We start from the raw sequence: 19015 nt of genomic DNA, 5'->3' as shown, positions 1-19015 counted from the left end.
TATTTGGCGTAGCTTTGCACCATGATTGACTTCAAGCAAATTCTTTCCGTTTCATTGATCCTCTTTTCGGTGATAGATATACTCGGTTCCATTCCGATCATCATCAATCTTCGAAAAAAGGCCGGCCATATTCAGTCAGGAAAAGCAACCTTGGCGGCAGGTGTATTGATGATTTTGTTCTTGATTGGAGGAAAATCAATTCTAGGTCTTTTCGGGATTGGAGTAGATGATTTTGCGATCGCTGGGGCACTTATCATTTTTGCTCTAGGAGCTGAAATGATTTTAGGAATTGAACTTTTCAAGCCAGACCCTGAAGCTTCGACTAGTGCTTCCATCGTTCCTATTGCTTTTCCACTCATTGCAGGAGCAGGTACCCTTACTACTATTTTGACCCTGAAAGCTGAATATTCTCAATTGAATATTGCTATTGGAATCGTATTGAATTTACTCCTAGTCTATGCTGTGCTAAAAAGTACTTCTTGGCTAGAGCGGAAATTGGGTAAAACTGGTTTGGATGTGTTGAGACGAATTTTTGGAATTATTCTGCTTTCCATAGCAGTGAAAATTTTCAAGACCAATGCATTTCCCATGGAAATTGTCTAAGAGTCCAAATTCCTTTTCTTTGTCACATGATTACAATTTTTACGGATGGTGCAGCCAAAGGAAATCCAGGTCCGGGAGGATATGGGATTGTCTTGAAGTTTAAGCATCATCGCAAGGAACTTTCTGAAGGCTTCCGATTGACTACCAACAACCGCATGGAGCTTTTAGCGGTAATTCGAGCATTAAAAGAGATCAAGCTTCCGGACATCCCTGTTACGATCTACTCTGACAGCAAATATGTGGTGGATGCTATCGAAAAAGGTTGGCTATGGGGATGGCAAAAAAAAGGGTTTAAGGGAAAGAAAAACCCGGACCTTTGGCAGCAATACATTCCCTTGCATATGAAGTATAAACCCAAATTCGTTTGGGTGAAAGGGCATGCTGGGCACCCGGAAAATGAGCGCTGTGATCAGCTGGCTGTAGAAGCTGCTGAAGGTCCGGATCTCAAAATAGATAAAGCTTACGAAGCAGGCGAAAACTCTTAAAGGAGCTCATCCATCGTTCGCAAAGGAACATCCTTTCGATTGACTTGAGAAAGTGCTTGGTATTCTTGAATAGGATAGGTCCAGCCTTCATCCCCCAATTCATAAAGTAGAGGTGCAAGGTTTTGAACCGCAGCTTTGCAACCCTGAACAATGGCTCCCATTTTCCCGGTTTGTTTGGAAAGAACTGCTTCATTTTCAATTTCAAAAGGTCCCTTAAAGCCTCTTTCTTTTAGAATATTTACAAAAGCTCTCCAGTCCAATGAATCACCCAAGCCAAATCCTGGAAGGGTGGCCTCATAGTGATGCCGGTCCCAAGGGTTTGTGCTATACGGGATTCCTGCCTTTTTTGCCCATTCCTCCGGGATTTGATGCATAGGGTACATATTTCCCCAAAATGGATCAGGATTGTTTCTGGTAGACTTGACGTGAATTCTCTTCAATCGATTCATGTCTGTGTGTCGAATAACCTCAATTGCATCTGTATGCTGCCAAATATCATGAGACGGGTCATAAATTTCTCCGTGATTTGGAGATGGGATTAACTCGTACATTAATTTCCTAGCTGCCAATACTCCGGGTAGATTATTGTAGGTGCCGAAGTATCCCGAACTTCTCCATCCCTCCATGGGGCAATTTTCATAAAGAATGGTCACTCCTAAATCCTCTGCATAGTTGATAATAGGACCGAAAATCCGTTTGTATTCCAGCAGGTTTTTCTCAAAACCTCCTTCTTCATTTCCCAATTCGTGATTATAACCAACAAAGGTTCCAACTTTCACGTCGTTTTCATCTCCACCAAGCAAGTAGGCCATTCGAATCAGACGCAAAAGATGGTTTTGGTTTTTTATCCGTTGTTCTGGATCTCCTCCGATTAAATTGTCGAAAGCTCCGATGGAAAGTCTCAAAGAGGCACTATTAAATTGATCAATTAGGCGGAAGGCCTCTTCGGGTCCAAAATTCTCATAATCCAAATGAGTAGCTACAAAATCATCCCGTGTTCCGTCCTTGCGGAATACACAGAGGTCCAAGCCTTGCACTCCAATTTCCGTTGCTTTTTCGATAGTTTGTTCTAGGTTCAGCTGGTCAAAAGCTGAGGTCATGATCCAGATCGGATTGGCCATAAATCATTTTGGGTTTTGGGTGAAACAAAAAACAGCCCTTTCGGGCTGCTTAAATTACTTGTTTTCTGCGAGATTTTGAGGTTTTGTAGTGATTCGTGACCAAATCAGCTCACCCACTTTTTTACCTTGCCAAACACCTTCTTCGATGGCAGGCATGTAGTGAATACCCCCATAAAATCTGGAAATTGCCGCTTCTGCTGATGCTTCCATAAAGGAATCATATTCTCGTATTGGCAATCCATAATTCACTTCTGAACTATCTACAAAATGGAAGTCTTCCCCGAAAAGTTGGGTTAAGGTATAAGCCGCAGCTGTTGAAGCCACACTGTGTCCACTAGTATGCTCAGGGAATGGAGGAGTTTGCAAAACTGGAACCCATTCTTCGTCGATGTATTGATTAATGTAGGTTTCAGGACGAATTAAAATACTGCGATATTTTTCATCCCAACAGGCTACAAAAGCATCATGAAGTGAAATGCCTGTGAGAGCAAAGGCTTCTGCGGTTTTTTTCCAGTCTGCATTCGCAGTTTTGGAAGCAATGGCTGCAATACTCATCCAGTGACCTCCAGGAGTGATTTTTTTCTCCGCAAACATCACATGTCCTTTCACATTCATTTTGTATGGATTGCAATCCCAGAACATGGCGATATCTAATTCTTCCTTATTTGCCTTGTTGACAGCTTCGTAGACTCCATAAGCGAGCTTGTAAAATTCGGAGCTTGGATCAGTGGAGAAAGGAGGTGGAGGAGAAACTTTAAATTGAGCTGCCGAGTCAATCACGTAAGTTCGGATGGTTCTCCAATGAGGTTCGATCCCTTCCATATAGGCAGGAGGGGTAGGTTCCCAAGTACCGGGAAGGTTGGTTACAGTATACTTTGGAAATGAACGGCTTTCATGGTAATTATCCTTTTTGGAATAAGCCAAAATAGCATCACCAACCTGTTTTCCAAATTCTACCGAAGCATCAAACACATCATCTGGAATTCCTTTTTCTCGAAGTTTTTCGAAAGCAGCATCTCGATGAGCATTGACCATGTCTTCAGAAAAAATCAAAGCAGTCCCGGTATGATAATACGCTGCCAAGGATGCTAGAGGTGGATAAACATCCTGAGGAACCTGAAAACTGGTTTTTTCCGAACCTTTGAGTTGGCCCAAAAGTGACTCATAAGAAGGGTCCGTCGCAGCTGCTACTTCATAGGCAGCTAAAGAAGCATAGGAGTAAATCCTTGCTGCTACTGGAGGAGAAAAAATATCATGAATAATTACTTCTGTAATTCGATCCTGTGCTTCGCTGAGGTATTGACCATCGGTAATCACTTGACTGTAATCTACCGGTTTTTGGCAGGCAGCTACCCCAAGAAATAGTAGGATATAAATGAATCGCTGAATGCGCATAAGAACTCTTTTTTATTGAAACTGTAATTTACTGAATTAATGTGCTGGGCTCAAGCCCATAACCTTTTCGGAGTGGGCAAATGTAGGTTGAAATTCTTGTAGAGGACAATGATTTTTATCATTCCTTAGAAACCTTAACAGAAAAAACCGGCCCATCATTCATTGCAGCCAGAATTTGTTCTTCTATTGCTACAATTTGCCGAATTTCTGCCTGTAAAGAAAGGGTAGGTTCTAGTTGAACAGGCTCCCAGTTTCCATTGGACCATTTCAATGCTGAAATGGATTGTCCATTATTTTTTCCAAGATCGACTCTATATCCAGAGAAATTCCCTCCGAGATAAAGAATTTTGGTTGCCTCATCCCAAAGCATGGAAACTATTGGACTTAACTGCTGTTCCCAAGGGAAAGGTACAAATTCAAAAGATCCATCAGGCTTCTGCAAATAGGCTCCAGATCTAAATTCCACGGCCTTTTTCACTTCAGCTTTTTCTAGGACTTCTTTTGAAAATAAATCTTCGGGTTTCTGGATTTTGGCATATTCCTGATAGGAGGAGTGAAGTTTTTTGATTCCAGGAATTTGCTTGATCAGGTCATCTCTCGTTACAAAAGGAACCAATTTTTCACCCATGTAATGAAATATCAAGGGTTCGGCTTTTGTATTTTGATCAAAGTCTGCATGGAAAAGGATGACAGGTTTTTCTTTGCTAGCTTTTAATTTGGAGTTTAGGCCAAGATTTCCTGTCAGAATATCCAAAAGGCCATCTCTATTAATGTCCTGTACCAAAATGGATTGAATCCAACCGGAAGAATTTTCCAGCCCTGCTAGTGTTTTTTCCTCGTATTTGTCTTCGTTTTTAGTGAAAACACGAACTCCCTGCCATTCTCCAACAAGCACCAACTCTTCAATTCCATCTCCATTTAGGTCCGCCCACCTAGCGTCATTCACCATGCCGAAGGGAATATTTTCTCCAAACCAGGTTTGAGTTTGCTCTTGGAATTGACCCCTTCCGTTGTTTATTAGAAGATAACTTTTTGGTTCTGCTCCATAATCTCCCGGTACATTGGAAGCCCCGATAAACAAATCAATAGCACCATCCTGATTGACATCTGTGGGAGCAATGACAGAAGTATTTTCTCCTAAGGGAGGAAGGGAATTTGGAGAGAAGCGAAATGCGCCCGTCCCATCTCCAAAGAATATCCGGTCAAAGAGGAATAGATTGCCTTGTTGCTCTTCATTTCCCCCGCTTCCTACATAAAGATCCAAGTGACCATCTCCGTTCATATCTGCAAAAAGAGCGTTTACATCCTCCGCTTTAGCCAATTGGTCAAAGATAGGATTATCCACTTTCCGGAAATTCCCATCAGGTAGTTGAAGGTGAATTTCTCCCGATTGTCCTTTGGCTCCACCCAAGTATAAATCCTTTAAGCCATCTCCATTTACATCACCTACAGCGATGGCAGGACCTTCTGAAGCATAACTTCTAGGTAGTAGGTATTCTCTATCTGATTCCCGGATTTCAGTTTTTTCGGCATGAACCCAATTAATTGCTGGAAAATAATCAGGTTTTTGGTTTCCAATGTTTTCTTCGATGGTTTTTCCAGTTCCCTTTAAAAGTGTCAGGGTAGTGTCAGTCTGACTTTGTCCGAAAATTTCGCGTTCTCCTTCCGGCCAAAGAACCTGAATAGAATCAATTTTTTCAATTTGTCCTAAACCAAAAACAAGCGTCGTGGAAGTTCCGGATTGAAAGCCTCGAGATGTGTTTAGGCGCTGTCTGAACTTGTTTCCACTGGCAAAAAGCGTTACTTCTGCACCAATTCCGAACGCGTTGAATTCAGATGAAGAAAGGTTTACCCGAAGGAAATGATTTCCGGTTTGTTCACTGTGGTTTTGATAAATGAATGCAATTTGATCTAGATTGTTGATGATCAACTCCAAATCACCATCATTATCTAAATCCGTGAAAGTGCTACCATTGGAATAAGAGGGGTGATCGAGTCCCCATTCCTCGGCTACGGAATTGAACTGAAGGTCTCCAGAATTTTGAAATGCATAATTCGGGAGCTTGACACTAGGAAGCATTTCGATTTGTCTTTTGCGAAGTTCGCTTAAGGTCATTTGGGGATCGGCTTCCTGAGAATATTGGATAAAATCCAAATCGTTTGGTCTTTTTACTATCCCGTTAGTGATATGAATGTCCACCAAGCCGTCATTGTCCATATCCCAAAGAAGCGGAGACCAACTCCAATCGGATGCGTATACTCCAGAGTAAAGGGAAATCTCACTAAATCCTCGTTGTCCTTGGTTTAGCTGGAGATTATTTCGGACGTATTGGTCCGCGTAATTGAATTGCTTTTTGATTTGATAAACTTCAACCTTATCCTCTCCCACAGATTTCATCCAGATTTCCGGGTCCTCAGGAAGCATATCCGTGGTAAAAATCTCAGGTAAACCATCTCCATTTAAATCTGCCACATCATTTCCCATGGAATAGCGTGAGGTGTTGGCTATCCAGTCTTCCAGAGATTCCTTGAAGGTACCGTCCTGTTGATTTAAATAGAGGTAATCGTTCTCAGTGAAATCATTGGATACATAGATGTCGGGCCAACCGTCATGGTTGAAATCTTCTACGGCCACACCCAATCCAAAACCTAAAATACTGGAATAGATTCCTGACTCTTGAGTGGCATCCTCAAATCTATTTTCCCCTTGAGCAGAAAGATTTTTCAAAAGTTTATCGCCTCCTTCATAAGGAATGAAGCGGTTTTCTGATTTAGTGAAAACTTCGGGAGATTTGACCCCATGATTGAGAAGGTAAAGGTCCAAATCTCCATCTCGGTCGTAATCTAAAAATGCTGCATGGGTTCCAAAGCCTTTAAAATCAACTCCATATTCTTCACCTTTTTCTTTGAAGGTTAAATTACCCTGATTGATCCAAAGCCGGTTTTTCCCTTCGATTCCTTTATATCCAGAAACTTGACTTACGTATAGATCGAGGAATCCATCCCCATTTACATCTGCAAAAGTGACGCCATTGGACCATCCGCCCATTTCGGAGATTCCAGCACTTTCGCTGATGTCCTCGAATTGAAGATTTCCTTTATTTAAATAGAGCTTGCTTGGAACTTGATTACCCGAAAAAAACAGGTCCACCAAGCCGTCATTATTGATATCACCTGCTGCAACACCACCTCCATTGTAGAAATACAAATACTCTAGAATATTCATGGAGTCGGTGGACTCCAAACGATTTTCAAAAGTAACCCCGGTTTGCTCAGGGGATAGCAGTTCAAATAATTTAGGATTGCTTTCCTCTTTTTTACAAGAGAATAAAAGCAGTAAACCCAGGCTTAAGCATATGATTTCCGAAAACCTATTTCCAGTCATAATTCCAGATTTCGGAGGCAGCATTATTTTTTACAACTAAGAGACGACCCGGTTGGAGAATGTCAAAATGCCGGATATCTCCTTCCAGTTGAAGTCCAAGTGATCGGTTGGGAACAAACTCAAAGCTACCATCTCCTTTTCCAAGTAATAATTCCCCAAAGCTTGCATCTGATTTTCCGATTTGAGGCTTGACGCCTGCTAAATTTCCTCCTAAAAGAATATCTAAGATTCCATCTTGGTTGAAATCATAAATTTGGGAGGCGAATACCCAGGATTTTTGAGCTTCTCTTGGGAAAGATTTCCACTCAAAATTTCCCTGACCCAAATTGATCAAAGCACCGGATTCCAGATGATTTGCTTCTAGAATGATGGATTTGGAAAGCACATCGGTATTAAAAATCTGATTTAGGGATTGGTTGTTGTAATTCGAATACTTGATGTATTTCTTCTTAATACTTGGAATCTGCATTTCCAACTCATGCTTGAGTGTATATGGAATTGCTACTCCCTCTTTTTCAATTACAAATACTTGTTCGATGGATCCATTTTGATCAAAATCATTGAGGTAAAGTTGTACCGGCTGATTTGGGCTAGCTTTGAAGCGAGTGTTTAATCCTTGATTTCCCAAAATCAAATCCAGCAAATTGTCCTGATTTAGATCAGCAACATCCAAGCTTCTATACCAGCCTTTGAGATTTTCCATTTCAGGCATTTCAATTTTTTCAAAGGCTGCTCCTGTATTTCGGAAGAAGGTCGGTGCCATCCAATCACCTACAAGTACAAGATCTGATTTCCCATCACTATCCCAATCCACCCATCGGGCATCGGTAATCATTCCTAATTCCCGAAGTTGGGGAGCGAATTCGGCTGTTTGCTCTTCGAACTTTCCGGTTCCGTCATTGATCCAGATATGGCTGCCAGCCGGTGCTCCATAGACAAAAGGAACCAGTCTTTCACCTACAAAAAGATCGGGATTTCCATCTTCATTGATATCCGCCACCTGTACGACAGAACTACTTCCTTTAATAGCCGTAAATCCACTTTCGACAATTTTTGTGAAATTCCCTTTTCCGTCATTCAGATATAATCTATCTGTTAGATCTGGAGAATACAAGGGGAATTCATTACCACCTGAGGCAACAAAAAGGTCCAAAGCGCCATCCCCATTCGCATCAAAAAACACCGCGTCAGTATCCTCCGATGCAGCGTCCTGTTGGAAAGCTACTTGAGCTGAAGGGATAAATTCTCCATTATTTTTTCCTAGATATAGCTGTCCTGAATAACCTCTTGCTCCTCCGAAATACAAATCATCCAACCCGTCGCCGTTAACATCGCCTTTGGCGAAAGCAGGGCCTTCTGTTGAAAACATGTGGTAGGTTAAACGGTCCCTATCAAAGTCCACAAAAGGATTTTCCTGATGAGTAAAATTCAGCTTGCCGGAAGCTTCTTTGGTGAAGATATTTGTTTTTGGACTTTCAGCAACTAACTCTGAATTCGAGGCATCTTCCCATCGAAGCTCTAGCAATTGATCTGCTGGAATATTCTGTAAAATGGTTTGAGTATTATCAGGCCACGTTATTGTCAGTTCATCCAGTTGGGTGATTTTCCCTAGGCCAATAGTGATTTTGGGATCAACTGAAGATTGAAAACCACGATTTGGCATTTGCTCTAGATAGAAAGTCTGGTCTTGAGCCTTTGCTAAAATTTGGGTTCCTATGGCTTCCGTGTTTTTCCCTTTTCCAATCAAGTTCAATTGGATATAATGATTTTCAGGAAGTAGCGTGTGGGTTTGATTGATGAATAGCTGAGCTTCACGATTCACATTGTTGACCACTAAATCCGGGTAGCCATCATTATTCAAATCTCCATAAGCAGCTCCATTGGAATGGATGGCTTCTCCGAGTCCCCATTCCTGAGCCTTGTTTACAAACCGAAGATCTCCTTGATTTTGGAAAGCATAATTGGGTACAGGATTTACAGGAATCGGGTCAATTAAAGCATGGTAATCCACACCTGCTCCAGTGATGATTTTGACTTTTGTCTCTTCATCATCGATAAAGTTTAGGTAGTCCAAATCAGTGATATCCTGGTAGATGCCATTGGCGACGAATAAGTCTCGCTGACCATCGCTATCCATATCAAAAATCAAGGCTCCCCAGCTCCAATCAGTTGCTTCCACATTGGCTAATCTTCCCATTTCACTGAAGGTCCCATCTCCATTGTTGATGTGAAGCATGTTTCGGGAGTATTGATAATGATAGCCGTGGTTTTTGTTGAATTGGAATTTGTCCCAGTTTTCAAAAGTGGTCACCTGCTTGAGTCGCTCTAAAGGCTCAGGAAGCATATCGGTTACGAAAATATCCAAAAGCCCATCTCCATTGATATCGGCGATGTCTGCTCCCATGGAAGCAGCCGAGATAGATCGCATAGCAGATTCCAAGGATTCGGTGAAAGTACCATCCTGATTATTTATATACAGATAGTCACGCTCAAAGAAATCATTGGAAATAAAAATGTCTGGCCAAGTATCCTGATTGACATCCCCAATGGTAATGCCTAGTCCGAATCCGATTATGGAACCATAAATTCCTGCTTCTTCACTCACATCGGTGAATTTCTCCCCGTCATTTCTAAAAAGCTTATCCCCACCTACAGGGTCTCTTTTGGGACGTTCATTTTGCATTTTATTAAAGCTTCCAATAGCTTGGTAGCTATTGTTCAAAAGGTAAACATCCAAATCCCCATCCTTATCATAATCAAAAAATACTGCGTGGGTGGAAAAGCCCTGATCCGCCAGCCCGTACTTTTCTGCCTCTTCTGAAAAGGTCCCGTCTCCTTGATTGATAAACAGTTCATTTTGCTTGTTGTCCCCAGCAATATCTCCCGAGTTGCAGACATAAATATCCAGCAAACCATCTCCGTTGACATCTGCCATTGCTACTCCAGTGGACCAAGCTCTATTTCCTCCCACACCGGCTTTTTCCGTGACATCTTCAAACTGAAGATTTCCTTTGTTCAGGTAAAGTTTATTGGAGGAAAGGTTAGCCGTAAAATAAATATCCAAAAGCCCATCTTGATTGATATCTCCTAGAGCTACTCCACCTCCGTTGTAGTAATTTCTGTAGGTGAAAATATTGAAATCCTCATCGAAAGAGAGATCATTCCGGAAGTCGATTCCTGATTGGGTTGGATCTAATTCCTGAAAAAGAGTAGGTTCATTTTTCTCGACCTTCGTGCAGGAAAAGATCAATAAGATCCATAATGCTATGGGCCATTTTTTACTCATGAGGGAGATTTTTCAAGGTTTTTCAAAATATTCAGGTCTACAATTTCTGCCCGAACCACGGAAAGAGATTTTTTAAATATTCTAACTCTCCGATTTCCATCAATCTTTACAAAAGCGATCAGACTTTTATCTTCATTGGAAACTTCAAAAAAGCCTGGACCATACCATTTTTCAAATTGGGCAATGACATCTTCCCGAAGCTTTTCTACACTGAGTTCCTCATTCCAGGGAGCCCATCCATCATACACAAATTCCACAGGCATGAGGTAGATTTTATCATTTTCAAAATCCGGGTAGAAACGCATTTTTGCAGACTTTCCAGATGGAAGTTCTAAAGAATATTCTACCGAAAGTTCTGTCGGGCCATTGGTTAGAATTCCCTCTTTATTGAGTTGCCAGCAAGTCTCGAAAAAATCCCGCTTTTCCATCCCCAATTCAAGGTTGAGGAAAAGTTCATTGTTAATTTCTCCCGAGGCCAGTTCCTTTCGCTCAACTTTTTGATATTGGCTTTCACATCCTAGTAAGCCTAATACCATCATGAAGCTAAGGACGGATCTCAAATAGAACCGGTGTGTCATCATTTCTAAAGGCAATTAAATAGTGGTTATTGGCTTGTTTTATTGTTATTAAATCTCTGATTTCTCCTTTCACTACGAAGCCACTTTTTTCTGGTTCCAGTAACTTCCAGGATTGATTTGATTCCAATTGAAGAATCCAACCGTAGGATCCGAGTTGAGTTCCCAATTCCGGTTTGACCTTACTTTGATTTCCCCCAAGGGCAATGTAGTGATTGCCGTGAGAGTCTTCGAAATTAGCGGCTGCATAGACAGGTGCTTGTTGAACGGCAACTGGTAAGTTGACCTTGGAGAACCCAGTGCCTTTTTGATTGATCCAAAAACTGGTCTCCAGATTTTTAGCTTCCAAAATTACGGAATTCGCAATGGAGTTGGCAGAAAATAACTCTTCCAATTTTTTATTCTCATAATCTGCATAGCGAAGCAGTGATTTTTGCAAGGCAGGGATTTGTCTGACAAGACTATTTTTCATAACCCAAGGAATAGACTGAGTTCCATCATATTCACAAAGGATATGGTCAGCGCTGCCATTTTGATCAAAGTCATTTACGTACATGCGTAGCGTAGAGCCACTTTTGAAATTCAGTCGGGTATTGGTTCCCATATTTCCTGCAAGGATATCAGGATACCCGTCTCCATTTACATCATCTACCAACAGGCTATACCAAAGTCCAGAAGTGTTTTGCATTCCAAAAAAACCTGTTTGATCAACCCAAGTATTATTTTGGAAAGAAAAGATTCGAATTCCCATCCATTCTCCGGCTAGGATGAGTTCTATGCTTCCATCTGCATTCAAATCAGCCAAGGCTCCTGCTGTCAGCATCCCCAATTTTTGCATTTCAGGATTGAATGACTGAGAAATATCTGTGAAATTCCCCTTACTATCATTTTCCCAAAAAGAAAGTCCTACCGGTATTCCATAGCCGTATGGATGAGCTCGTTGCCCGATGATGAGGTCCAAGTCTTCATCTTCATCCCAATCAAAGGGTAGAGCGAAGGCAGTTGGTATCTTCGAAAAGACTTGTTCTGACTTTATGAAATCTCCATTAGCTTGCTGGAAGTATAAGCGATCTGAATAAATCAGACTGTTTTCAGGGTACTCGATTCCACCACTAACAACCAATAAATCATCTAGTCCATCTCCATTTGCATCAAAAAATACCCCGCTAATATCCTCCGACTGACTATCAGATTGGAACAGCTCTTTTTGGATTTCCTTCCACTCAAGATTCTCTGAAAGCTGATATAAGCTAGAAGGAAACTCTTTTCCATTTGGGAAGAATAAGATCGGATTTCTGGAGGCAGTTCTGGAACTGAAAGCTACTTTGGGCCCTTCATTGCTGATCGACCAAAATCGAAGTCTGTCCCGGTCAAAATCCACAAAATCACTTTCTTCATGCTTTAAATTTGCGAGTAGTTCTACTTTTCGAAGAGCGGTGGAAATCTCGCTATTTTTCGGGGTAGGAAAGGAAGGATTTTCGGGTTGGATTTTGAGGATTTGATTGGCTGCTAGTTGGCTATATTCATTTACGCTGCCATCTGGCCATTCTATTTTTAGGACTTGAATTGTGTCCGATTTACCCAAACCGAAAAATAGCCGTTGGTCAACTGAGGACATGTATCCTTTGACAGGCTGAAATTCTTGAATCTGTGTTGTTTCCTTGGTTTGGATTTGAACTTTGGCTCCAAAAGCATTTCCTAAATCAATTCCAATAAAATTCCCTTTTCCAAATTCAACTGCTTTGTTTTTGTAGAGAGAAACTTCTCCGTTGAGGTTATTGATCACTAAATCCAAATCCCCATCATTGTCCAAGTCTCCATAAGCTGCTCCCGTGCTGAAGGTTTTTTCGATTAGGCCTGATTCAGATGCTAGATTGGTGAATTTCCAATTCTTCTCATTTTTGAACCAATAATTTTGTAGGGGAGTAGAAGGAAAAGCATCAATCATCTTGGTGATTAAGACCGAATCCGAGCGGTATTCATTGACCTTATCTGGGTTGAATGCATAGTAATTGACGAAATCGAAGTCGGTCAAGTCTTTGACAATTCCATTGGCTACGAAAATATCTTTCCAACCATCCAAGTCAGCATCAAAAATCAAGGCACCCCAACTCCAATCGGTGGCTTGAACTCCCGCCATTCGAGAGATTTCGGTGAAAAGAGGTAAACCAGTATATGGATCTTTTCCAAGGTTTCTTTGGAGTGTGTTTCTGGTAAACTGCCGATGATAACCCGCTTTAAAATTGGATTGAAACTTATCCCATTCCTCAAAAGGCGTCTTGGTTTTTACACGCCCCATATCCTCAGGAAGCATTTCTGTCACAAAGATGTCAGGGCGATTATCATTGTCGAAATCAGCTATATCAGCTCCCATGGAACCCATGCTGATTTCTGGAATTAATTCCGGCAAGACTTCAGAAAAGCTTCCATCTTGATTATTCAAGTACAGGTAATCTCGTTCGAAAAAGTCATTTGAAACGTAGAGGTCTGGCCAATTATCTTCATTCAAATCAGCTACTGTTACGCCAAGTCCATATCCAATGGCACTTCCATAAATTCCTGCTTCCTCGCTGACATCCGTGAATCTGTTGCCCTCGTTTCTAAAAAGCTTATTTCCACCATTAGGGTCTCGAATTTCCCGCTGACCTTCTCGGAGATCAAATATTCCAACAGATCTTGGGGAATTGCTAAGGAGATACAAATCCAAGTCTCCGTCTTTATCATAATCAAAAAATACAGCATGCTGTGAAAGGGCTTTTTCATCCAATCCATATTCAGATGCTTTTTCGACAAACGTCAAGTTGCCTTGATTGATGAAAAGCTCATTGCTTCGTTTGGGGGTATCGATAGGGCCTGATTTGCAAACATAAATATCCAACAGCCCATCTCCGTTTACATCTGCCATACTGACGCCCGTAGTCCAGCTTTCATCGGAGTTCAAGCCAGCTTCGTCTGTAATGTCTTTGAATTTGAGATTTCCTTGGTTTAAAAAGAGTTTATTGGAGGTTTGATTGCCGGCAAGGAAAATATCCAGCAAGCCATCATTATTGATATCTCCAAGAGCCACTCCGGCTCCATTGTAAAAATTTCGAAAGGTATAGGGGTTGATTTTTTCGGTATAATTCAGATCATTCCGGAAGGTCAATCCGGATTCTTTTGATTCAATTTTTTCAAAAAGTTCTTCTGAGCTAGGCTTTTGTTTTTGACAAGCACCTAAAATCAGGAGGGTAAAGATTGCTATTTGAAGGGGCCTTCGCATGTTCTAAAAAAAAGGAAGTGCACAAAAGTACACTTCCTTTTACTATCAGGGTATTATGTGATTAATAACCTGGGTTTTGAGTCAAATTAGGGTTAGCGTTGATTTGCTGCAACGGAATTGGGAACAAAGCTCTGAATGGCTCAGAAGGATCTTTTTCCCACCATGGATCGTTCCAAGTTCCAAAACGAATTTGGTCGGTTCTTCTGGAAGCTTCTGCAAACATTTCTCTACCTCTCTCATCATAGATGTCTTCAAGAGTTAAGGTAGTGAAAGCAGGCATACCGGCTCTTTCTCTTACCATGTTGATTGCTGTCAAAGCAACGTCAGTTTTTCCTTGACGGAATGCAGCTTCAGCTTTTGTTAAGTACATCTCAGCCAATCGGAACAATGGATAGTCATTGCTCAAACTTGATGCAGCACCAGATGCAAATTCGAATTTACCTACTCGCGCACCTGCCTGACGGAAGGCGTTTGGAGCAAGCATGTTGATTTCAGGAGTGAAAGTCAATGGTTCTCCATCAGGATCGTCAGCTTCAGCAGAAATATCTCTCAATCGAGTTCCGTCTGCAGCAAACTGAGGACCTACGATGAATGCACTTTTTCTCACGTCATTGTCATCAAATGTGTTGTAGAACTCCTCCAAAGAAGCGTAACCATTCCAAGGCTGCTCTTGCAAGTTGTACGTGTTTTGGCTTAGGTAGTGAAGAGTCATCTGAGCTAAGTTGAAACCACCTGCATTGTTTTCGTCATAAGGAAGGGTCAAGATATTCTCGGTAGATCCTCCATTTCTTGTAGCAAAGTTGCTGAAGAAGTTAGAAGACAAAGAATATGGACCGTTGATTACTACGTCAGCTGCAGCTTCTGCATCAGCCCATCTTGGAGTACCTGTATATACTTCAGCATTCAAGTACAATTTCGCCAAGATCGCATGAGCAGAGTAGTAGTTCATGGTAGACTTGGTATCTTCTTTAGGAAGCAAGTCCACATTTTCCAATACAGAACTTTCAATGAAGTCGAATACTTCCTGACGAGAGTTATTGGTTGGGTTACCTCCGGAAGAAGTTTCGGTAATGATTGGAACATTTCCGAAGTTGTCAATCAACCAAAGGTAAACTAGTGCTCTTAATACTCTTAATTCAGCATTCAAAGCGGCTACATCTGGGAAGGAAATCATCAAGTTGTTGATTTCACCAACAGCAGTGTAGCAATAGTTCCACGAGTTGTTGAATGCTTCATCAGAAGCAGTCCAAGTGTGTCTATGAGCTCTCAACCAAAGGCCACCATCTTCCCAGTCAGCACCTTTTTGAGGAATTGCCATCTCGTCAGAAGAGACCTCATTGATAGACCAAATACTGTTGTGTCCACCCCAGCTACCTACGATTCGAGAATAAGCTGAAGCCTTCAACACATCAATCAACTGTGGGTTATTACTATTCGCCACATCCTCAGGAGTCACTCCATCGAGTACCTCCTGCTCCAACTCCCAACAGGATCCCATTAAAAAGACCACTGGGATCAACAGAAAGGTTTTTCTAAATGATTTTAACATATCTCTGTTATTTGATTGATTACTTAAAGTTTACGGTTAGACCCAAAGTAAAGGATCTGGTTTGGAAATACGTATTTCTACGCTCGATACCTGGAGAAAGTGAAGTTGTGAAACCGTCACCGTTCTCAGAGTCATTGATTCTAACTTCAGGATCGATACCTGTATAGTTTGTGATGGTGAAGAGGTTTTGCGCAGCAAAGTACACTCTTAAAGAACCCAAATTAGGAGAATTGGTTTTGAAGTTGTATCCCAATTCCATGTTGTCCAATCGAATGAAAGATGCATCCTCAACATATGAACTGTTGAAAGTAGGAGTTGAGGTGATCAACGGATTGGTAGGTGTCTTGTCAGTGATTACGGAGTTCCAAGTATTGGAAGCGCCATCAGCATTTTCGTAGAAACCTCTGTAAGAGTTGTACAAGTCATGACCCCAAGCACCTCTGAAGAAGAAGCTCAAGTTCCACTGACCCCACTCCAAGTTGTTAGCAAAACCGAATTCACCCTTTGGAAGACCATTACCCAATCTTTCAAATTCGTTTGGATCAGTAGTGGAAAGGATATACTCACCACCTTCAGAAATACCCAACAATCTTGGACCGTAGAAGTCACCCAAAGTCTGACCTACTCGGTTGTAGATGATAGGGTTGTTATTCTGACCTGGAGAACCTGGAGTTGCGAATCTCAATTCGTCAAATCCTAGCTCACCAGCTGATAAGCTTTCGATAGTTGTCTTCTGATAAATAGTGAAGTTGAAGGAAGGAGTCCACTTCAAAGAACCTTTACCTAATCTGTTTGCAGAAATGGCAAATTCGAAACCTGCATTTCTCAAGTCAGCCAAGTTAACCCAAGTAGAAGATGCTGTATTAAATCTTCCTGGATCAAATGGGTTAGGAGCACCTGTTGCTACCGGTACGTTGAACAATAGGTCAGAGATATTTCTGGTGTAGTAGTCAACGCTACCAGAAAGTACTCCATCCAACAGTCCAAAGTCGATACCAACGTTAAATTCTTTCTTGGTTTCCCATTTCAAATCCTTGTTAGGGTTTGAGTTTTGAACGATACCCACGAAGATGTCATTGGTAGTCAATGGATCACCGTCCAAATCGATTCTGTTACCGTTTCCAAATACACCCAAAGCAAGGGTTGGGGATGGAGGAAGGTTACCAGTCACACCATAAGAAACTCTTGGCTTGAACTGATCGAAGATTCCCATGTCGAAGATCTGAGTGAAGTCAGAACCTACAGAGAATGCAGGGAATACACCAGTTTGATTGTTTTCACCGAATCCGGAATAAGTTTCAGCTCTTACAGAAGCAGAAAGGAACAACCAGTTGTTGTAGTTGAAGTTTGCTCTACCGAATGCAGAGTTCAATTGATCTTCATTTGCAAAAGAATACAAGTTGGTGTTTGCGCCTAGGCGAATAGCACCAGCACCCAAGTTGTCCCAACCTAAGTCGAATAGGTACTGACGAACTCTAGCGCCGAATCCTTCATTCTTGGTCTTTTGGAAACCAAGACCACCAAGCAAGGTCATATTTAGACCGTCAGAAAGGTCTGTTTCATAACGCAAGGTAGTTTCGAAGATCTTTTGATCTCTATCAAAAGCAGTTCTTTCAGCAGAACCACTAGCACCGAAACCAACTTGGAAATCTTGTCTAGACCAGAAGCCACCAGAAATGGTGTTTCTTCTGTCCTGAGAATATTGAGCTGACCAAGTCAAGTTTGGAAGGAAGTCGTATTCTACTCTGTAAGAAGTCAAAGCAGTTTTGGTTTCACCAATAAACTGTTGTTGATTAGCCAATGCTACAGGGTTGTAGAAATCAAAAAGGTCTCTTTGGAAATAACCACCAAATCGCTCTTGAGCACTTTCAGTATTTTCAAACACAGGAGCGGTTGGGTTGTAGATAGTAGCATATCTAAATGCTGCATCGTTAATAGACTCAGAATCAACATTCGTGAAGGACAAGTTCACATTGAATCTCAATTTGTTGTCCAATGCACCTTGAGAAAGGTTGATACGAGTATTTAGTCTTTGGTTGTTGGTTCCGTCTACGATTCCTTGATTGTTTCGGTAGTTGACAGAAGCCATATAGCTAGTGTTTTGGAATCCACCAGAGATACTAGCGTTAGTAGTGTAAGAGAAAGCGTCGCTGATCAATTCTTCTCTCCAGTCGGTGTTGCTACCGAAGTCTGTACCGCCTCTTGCTACAAATTCCTCAGCGGAAAGCACTGGAATCAAGTTAGTAGCCTGATCCATTGTTCCGAAGGAATTGATGGTCACGTTTACATTGCCATCTTTTTTGCCAGAACGAGTAGTGGTGATCAAAATTACACCAGAAGAACCTCTAGCACCATAGATCGCAGCAGCAGAACCATCTTTCAATACGTCGATGGACTGAATGTCATTCGGGTCTACGTTTTCCAAAGAAGCACCAATTACTCCATCCAATACGATTAATGGAGAAGAGTTGGCACCAAAGGTAGAAAGACCTCTCAACCGGATATTAAATCCATTGTTAGGGTTACCACCAGGGCGGGTGATGGAAAGACCTGCTACCTTACCTTGTAGCAATTGTGCCGGGTTGGACACGTTACCACGGTTGAAGTCTTCAGGTTTTACCCCAACAACTGCAGATGTAATCTCTTTCTTATCCTGAGAACCATAACCGATTACCACAGCTTCTTCCAAGCTTTGGATATCTTCCTCAAGATTAATGGTAAAAGTACTTTGGTTTCCAATTTCTACCTCTTGGGTCAGGTAGCCAACAAAGGAAACTACTAAAACTTGATCGCCAGATTGAATTTCAAGTGTAAACTTTCCATCCAGATCTGTCGCTACACCCCTAGTGGTACCTTTGATTAATACGGTGGCACCAGGAACAGGGTCTCCCAAAGAAGCATCCAGGACTGTACCTGTGATGGTTCTGTTTTGCGCATTGGCCATGATCGATACTCCTAGCAGGAGTGTCAAGGCAAGAGCCAATGTTTTGAACTGTTGTAAATAATTTCTCATAGGGTTTTTTGTTAGTAAAAAGCGAAATAGGTATGAGTACTTAATTTCGAAACTAATGTGTTGTTTATTTTTTGATTTTGCAATATTTAAGAAATGGCCACATTACATTGGGCTTTGAGGGGATTTAATAGAATAAAGTTTATTTTAGTAAATATTCATCAAAATGATATTTTAATTACTCAAAAATCAATGGAAAACGTTTTCCTTTTATTAAAAATTAAAAAATCGAATTTTTATTAAAAATTTGAAAATTTGATCAAAGCTTTCAATCTCCAATTTTGCAACTGAGATACATTCTTAAAAAATTTTAATAAGTGATCTTTTATCTTAAAAAAAATTAAAGA

The 19015-nt window shown here is 41.3% G+C and carries 10 protein-coding genes; 2 read left to right on the top strand and 8 right to left on the bottom strand.

What is annotated here, in order from left to right; translation table 11 throughout:
- Positions 1-21 precede the first annotated feature (21 nt).
- Both E4S40_RS14355 and rnhA read left to right on the top strand, forming a co-directional pair.
- Complete coding sequence (locus tag E4S40_RS14355; RefSeq protein ID WP_135075564.1) at positions 22-603, top strand: MarC family protein; 582 nt, start codon at positions 22-24, stop codon at positions 601-603.
- Between the two features lie 26 nt (positions 604-629).
- Positions 630-1088, top strand: a complete 459-nt coding sequence (gene rnhA / locus E4S40_RS14350) for a ribonuclease HI (RefSeq protein ID WP_135075561.1) — start codon at positions 630-632, stop codon at positions 1086-1088.
- Here the strand turns inward: rnhA and E4S40_RS14345 are convergent.
- The 8 genes from E4S40_RS14345 to E4S40_RS14310 form a co-directional block, all read right to left on the bottom strand.
- Positions 1085-2209, bottom strand: coding sequence for a sugar phosphate isomerase/epimerase family protein (locus E4S40_RS14345; protein WP_135075556.1), 1125 nt, complete (start codon positions 2207-2209; stop codon positions 1085-1087). The two genes, rnhA and E4S40_RS14345, sit on opposite strands and share 4 nt — an antisense overlap.
- 54 nt (positions 2210-2263) lie before the next feature.
- Entirely contained in the window at positions 2264-3604 is a 1341-nt protein-coding gene (locus E4S40_RS14340) for a vanadium-dependent haloperoxidase (protein WP_135075553.1), read from the bottom strand.
- A gap of 118 nt (positions 3605-3722) precedes the next feature.
- The gene (locus E4S40_RS14335) at positions 3723-6989 is read right to left on the bottom strand and encodes a VCBS repeat-containing protein (RefSeq protein WP_161971808.1); all 3267 of its coding nucleotides are present in this window, start codon (positions 6987-6989) and stop codon (positions 3723-3725) included.
- Positions 6976-10275 (bottom strand): VCBS repeat-containing protein, encoded by a 3300-nt coding sequence (locus tag E4S40_RS14330; protein ID WP_135075547.1) that lies wholly within the window; start codon positions 10273-10275, stop codon positions 6976-6978. The genes E4S40_RS14335 and E4S40_RS14330 overlap by 14 nt, the downstream gene beginning before the upstream one ends.
- Complete coding sequence (locus tag E4S40_RS14325) at positions 10272-10814, bottom strand: hypothetical protein (protein ID WP_202615378.1); 543 nt, start codon at positions 10812-10814, stop codon at positions 10272-10274. Before E4S40_RS14325 ends, E4S40_RS14330 begins: the two co-directional genes overlap by 4 nt.
- A gap of 4 nt (positions 10815-10818) precedes the next feature.
- Entirely contained in the window at positions 10819-14109 is a 3291-nt protein-coding gene (locus tag E4S40_RS14320; protein ID WP_135075544.1) for a VCBS repeat-containing protein, read from the bottom strand.
- A gap of 61 nt (positions 14110-14170) precedes the next feature.
- Entirely contained in the window at positions 14171-15658 is a 1488-nt protein-coding gene (locus E4S40_RS14315) for a RagB/SusD family nutrient uptake outer membrane protein (protein WP_202615377.1), read from the bottom strand.
- 19 nt (positions 15659-15677) lie between these two features.
- Positions 15678-18671 (bottom strand): SusC/RagA family TonB-linked outer membrane protein, encoded by a 2994-nt coding sequence (locus E4S40_RS14310; RefSeq protein ID WP_135075541.1) that lies wholly within the window; start codon positions 18669-18671, stop codon positions 15678-15680.
- Positions 18672-19015: the final 344 nt, after the last annotated feature.

The organism is Algoriphagus kandeliae (assembly GCF_004571135.1).
Classification (GTDB): Bacteria; Bacteroidota; Bacteroidia; order Cytophagales; family Cyclobacteriaceae; genus Algoriphagus; species Algoriphagus kandeliae.
This window is presented reverse-complemented; position numbering and strand designations above follow the sequence as displayed.

Excerpts from the sequence above, each read along its gene's own strand:
- E4S40_RS14355 (WP_135075564.1), top strand. The coding sequence starts at position 22 with ATGATTGACTTCAAGCAAATTCTTTCCGTTTCATTGATCCTCTTTTCG.
- rnhA (WP_135075561.1), top strand. The coding sequence starts at position 630 with ATGATTACAATTTTTACGGATGGTGCAGCCAAAGGAAATCCAGGTCCG.
- E4S40_RS14345 (WP_135075556.1), bottom strand. The coding sequence starts at position 2,209 with ATGGCCAATCCGATCTGGATCATGACCTCAGCTTTTGACCAGCTGAAC.
- E4S40_RS14340 (WP_135075553.1), bottom strand. The coding sequence starts at position 3,604 with ATGCGCATTCAGCGATTCATTTATATCCTACTATTTCTTGGGGTAGCT.
- E4S40_RS14335 (WP_161971808.1), bottom strand. The coding sequence starts at position 6,989 with ATGACTGGAAATAGGTTTTCGGAAATCATATGCTTAAGCCTGGGTTTA.
- E4S40_RS14330 (WP_135075547.1), bottom strand. The coding sequence starts at position 10,275 with ATGAGTAAAAAATGGCCCATAGCATTATGGATCTTATTGATCTTTTCC.
- E4S40_RS14325 (WP_202615378.1), bottom strand. The coding sequence starts at position 10,814 with ATGATGGTATTAGGCTTACTAGGATGTGAAAGCCAATATCAAAAAGTT.
- E4S40_RS14320 (WP_135075544.1), bottom strand. The coding sequence starts at position 14,109 with ATGCGAAGGCCCCTTCAAATAGCAATCTTTACCCTCCTGATTTTAGGT.
- E4S40_RS14315 (WP_202615377.1), bottom strand. The coding sequence starts at position 15,658 with ATGTTAAAATCATTTAGAAAAACCTTTCTGTTGATCCCAGTGGTCTTT.
- E4S40_RS14310 (WP_135075541.1), bottom strand. The coding sequence starts at position 18,671 with ATGAGAAATTATTTACAACAGTTCAAAACATTGGCTCTTGCCTTGACA.